This is a genomic window from Thermodesulfobacteriota bacterium (assembly GCA_031082315.1).
GTDB lineage: Bacteria > Desulfobacterota > QYQD01 > QYQD01 > QYQD01 > QYQD01.
In genome coordinates, this window is record JAVHLC010000033.1 from 1 (window position 1) to 2,912 (window position 2,912).

The 2,912-nt window shown below is 50.5% G+C and carries 5 protein-coding genes; 2 read left to right on the forward strand and 3 right to left on the reverse strand.

The genetic code is table 11. The features are described 5' to 3' along the window. Window positions 1-238 precede the first annotated feature (238 nt). The 3 genes from RDU59_12895 to RDU59_12905 are packed head-to-tail and all read right to left on the reverse strand — an operon-like array spanning window position 239 to window position 1,402. Window positions 239-601 (reverse strand): hypothetical protein, encoded by a 363-nt coding sequence (locus tag RDU59_12895; GenBank protein MDQ7839377.1) that lies wholly within the window; start codon window positions 599-601, stop codon window positions 239-241. A gap of 12 nt (window positions 602-613) precedes the next feature. Continuing rightward, window positions 614-823, reverse strand: a complete 210-nt coding sequence (locus RDU59_12900; protein MDQ7839378.1) for a hypothetical protein — start codon at window positions 821-823, stop codon at window positions 614-616. Between the two features lie 15 nt (window positions 824-838). Beyond that, complete coding sequence (locus RDU59_12905; GenBank protein ID MDQ7839379.1) at window positions 839-1,402, reverse strand: chromate resistance protein ChrB; 564 nt, start codon at window positions 1,400-1,402, stop codon at window positions 839-841. A 398-nt stretch (window positions 1,403-1,800) separates the two neighbouring features. Here RDU59_12905 and RDU59_12910 point away from each other — a divergent pair, with 398 nt between their 5' ends. Further along, window positions 1,801-2,139 carry a hypothetical protein gene (locus RDU59_12910; protein ID MDQ7839380.1) on the forward strand — a complete coding sequence of 113 codons (339 nt, stop codon included), beginning with the start codon at window positions 1,801-1,803 and terminating at the stop codon, window positions 2,137-2,139. Window positions 2,140-2,232: 93 nt separating this feature from the next. After that, window positions 2,233-2,745 carry a DUF3231 family protein gene (locus tag RDU59_12915; GenBank protein ID MDQ7839381.1) on the forward strand — a complete coding sequence of 171 codons (513 nt, stop codon included), beginning with the start codon at window positions 2,233-2,235 and terminating at the stop codon, window positions 2,743-2,745. Window positions 2,746-2,912 lie beyond the last annotated feature (167 nt).

Genomic DNA, 2,912 nt, shown 5'->3' on the forward strand with positions numbered 1-2,912 from the left:
CCGGGTTCCGGCAGCTTCAGCCACCGATTTCTGGGTTATTATAGACTCTATCCCCCTGGATTGTAAACCCCGAATTACGAATTGAGGCTTAACTGAAGGAAGATTAGCAGTAATGATAAGGCAATCCTGTTTCCATGTCAACCGGCAGGCGCTCAACGGTCAAAAGGCGGCTTTCAAGCTCCTACACACTGTGGTGAGCGGAATCAGGTTGATGGGGTCAGGTCCTCGGATTTCGGATTTAATGGAGTACTTGTCTTATCGGCGAATAGAACATAAAACAGAAGTGCGGTGGGCAAACCGAAGTGAACGCTAAATCCGAAAATCCGAGGACCTGACCTAGGGTGGTGTACATGCTCTCCCGCGGACTGTATTTGAACAGCCGGGCCACCGGCCACACCCCGGCGAACTTGGCGGCCACCTTCACGACCAGCAGGATGACGATCAGGCCCAAGCTCCCCGCCACGGCCGGCGGGGAAACGTAAAGGCTGGCGGGTGCCCCCTCCGCAACAGGCACTCCCCGGTCGATGACGGCGGCCCCTTCTCCCTTTTTGTGTGCGCTCCAGAACTCATCATAAAGGAATACACCAAAACCAAAAAGCAAGATGCCGGATACCTAATCCAAGATGTGTATCGGCATCCAGGAGGCGGCACTACCCAGAGTAAAGGAAATCACAGCGATGGCGATTGCCCCCAGCACCGACCCCAGAGCCGCGCTTTTCCATCCGTATTTGTAAGTCACCGAGGCGACAACCGTAGCGGCAATAAAAAGTTCGGTGAAGGTTACCTGAAAAGTAATTAGTGAACCAATCAGGGATATTTCCATACTTCACCCACCCCCTTAGGTTTTCAGGTCTGTTTTCACTTTCAAGTCCATTGGTTCATCGGCGTCATAGACCTTGCGGGCGAATTCTTCCAACACCTGCTCGCATATTGTCAACTGTTTTTCCGCCTCCGCCAGAAGCGGAGCACCGTAGTAGTCCAGCTTCTTGATTCTCTCTAACCAGTTTCTCAGTTTTTTCAGGTCTTCATCATTTTCTTGCAGTTCAGCATAGGTGAAATGCATATCCGCGGTCTCTTTGTCAATCTCTGCTATGTAATCCCGGCATTTGCCCAGAAACTCCCGGTACTCGGCATTCCTTTCTTCATTAAAGCGCTGGATTATATCCTCTTCTTGTTTTCTGTCCAGGCCGGCGGTTTCCAGCAGAAGGGCCTCACCCCCAAGATTAATGATTTCGTTTTGGATAATCTTAAACTGTCTCTGGTGGTCCTCGTTTTTGGGCAGAATACATACCCCATTTTGAATGTATACCGCCCCCAAGCCTTTGAGCCTGCGCCATATGGTCACCCTCCGGCTGGAGGGTTCCGGCGGAACCTTGTAGGCCATCAACAGCCATTCATGCATGCCTGTGGCTTCACCCCTTTTGTAATAGTGGTTGCGTTGCTATGGCGTGGTCTACAGGGCTACATAGTCTCATCCCGAAAGGGGATGGGCAGCGGCATCGGCGCCCCTTTTTCGCGACGTCCGGGTCCCGGCGGTTTTTGAGTTGCTCACTGCACCGTCTCGTTCCTGCCATATTCCCGAGGGTCTACGCTGTTTATCCTGCTATCGCGGGTGGACTTGGATACCGGCTTTTCGCTTGCCAGGCGGGGTGAAAGGGTGGAAAATATTAAGGAATCCCTATACGGCGCATACTGTCTCCGTAAATGGAGTAGAGATTGGAGATGAGTAAGGGTTTGGTGGTGCTTTGGGGCGGGGTTCTGGTAAGCTTTTTTTCATTGTCAAAGAAAGGAGACGGGCAAATGAGTACGTCACTGTTTACCCGCGGAATGATCCGCGGACTGCCGGCGACGGTGTTGTTGTTGTTGACCGCCCCCGCGGCGGCCTGGGCCGCTGAAGAAGGGCCGGTCATAGATACCGGCGACACCACCTTCATCCTGATCTCGGCGGCGCTGGTGATGCTTATGGTTCCGGGGGTCGCCTTGCTTTACGGGGGGATGTCCGCCCGGCGGAACGTCCTCAACACGGTGATGCTGGCCTTTATGTGCCTGTGCGTGGTTTCGGTGCAGTGGGTGCTGTTCGGTTATTCCCTGGCTTTTGGGCCGGATCTCGGCAAGTTCGTCGGTTCCCTGCAAACCTGAGACTGCCTGGTATTTGTTTCCTTAAATATACCGGTATAATGGAGTTTGGGCTGCACAAACTATGAAATAATACTTTTGAAAGCAGGATTAGTCATGGTTCAAATAGGCAATTACCACTTAGGAAGGGCAGAAACGGCGGAGCAACCCAAAATGGACGCTGGAGAAATTCATATACTATGGGACATGTTGCTAACCCGCTATGACATAATTATGAAAACCCAAATATATCTGAATTTTGCCCACGATCCTGACCTTAAGGCAATATTGGCCAAGGGTCTATCAAGTACTTTAGAGGGGCAGGCTGACATCTTGGAAAAGGAAATGAATACTTTTCGCCTACCCTTACCAACAAGACCTCCAAAGAGCGTTAATTTGCTCAGCCACGGTGAAGTAATTGACGATGAGTTCATATTCAGAGACGTTTTTTTTGGCATACAGGGCTTCTTGGAACTTCATGCCCGGGTTATTCGTTCAATAACGACCAATGACCAATTCCGAAAAACAATCATTGAAATGGCCATTGAGGAACTACGCCTGTTCGATAAGTTGGTTAAGTTTGGGAAATTGAAGGGATGGCTAAAAGCTCCGCCCATGTATGTCCAGTAGTGGAGGCCGCAAATGGCCCCCCGATTTGGCGATGAATGCTGTTAATGGCTCTTGGTGTGACAGATGGTTATATAATGGACCCATAGGTTTGACACAGAAACAAAATTCTTAAGCTATAATAAGAGGCATGGAAAAGAGAAGAACTTACAAAGCGGAAGAAAAAGCCA

Excerpts from the sequence above, each read along its gene's own strand:
- RDU59_12900 (MDQ7839378.1), bottom strand. The coding sequence starts at position 823 with ATGGAAATATCCCTGATTGGTTCACTAATTACTTTTCAGGTAACCTTC.
- RDU59_12905 (MDQ7839379.1), bottom strand. The coding sequence starts at position 1,402 with ATGCATGAATGGCTGTTGATGGCCTACAAGGTTCCGCCGGAACCCTCC.
- RDU59_12910 (MDQ7839380.1), top strand. The coding sequence starts at position 1,801 with ATGAGTACGTCACTGTTTACCCGCGGAATGATCCGCGGACTGCCGGCG.
- RDU59_12915 (MDQ7839381.1), top strand. The coding sequence starts at position 2,233 with ATGGTTCAAATAGGCAATTACCACTTAGGAAGGGCAGAAACGGCGGAG.